Annotated in this window: 1 protein-coding gene; it reads right to left on the bottom strand. The window is 66.5% G+C overall.

The window, feature by feature from the left end:
• Positions 1-45 precede the first annotated feature (45 nt).
• Positions 46-313: tetratricopeptide repeat protein (locus ADL34_RS04260; RefSeq protein WP_159038887.1), on the bottom strand; the 268-nt coding region annotated here is incomplete at its 5' end.

The raw sequence follows: 313 nt of genomic DNA on the forward strand, positions 1-313 counted from the left end.
CGGATAAAAACTTGCATCATCCGACACTGATCCAGTGTGCCGCGTTTACACGCTGCCGGCCTTCCTCCGCCAGTCGGCGATGTGCCCCCGGGTAGTGAGCGTGTCTGGGTGTTGTGGGCCCAGCACCCGCTCCTCGTCGGCCAGCAGTTCTTCCAACGCCGTGACAGCACCCGCAGCATCCCCCGCCTCACCCCTCCAGCGGGCGAGATTGAAGCGGGTGCTGAGCGTGTCTGGGTGTTCTGGGCCCAGCACCCGCTGCCGGTCGGCCAGCAGTTCTTCCAACGCCGTGACAGCACCCGCAGCATCCCCCGCC

The organism is Streptomyces sp. NRRL WC-3605 (assembly GCF_001509795.1).
Classification (GTDB): Bacteria; Actinomycetota; Actinomycetes; order Streptomycetales; family Streptomycetaceae; genus Streptomyces; species Streptomyces viridochromogenes.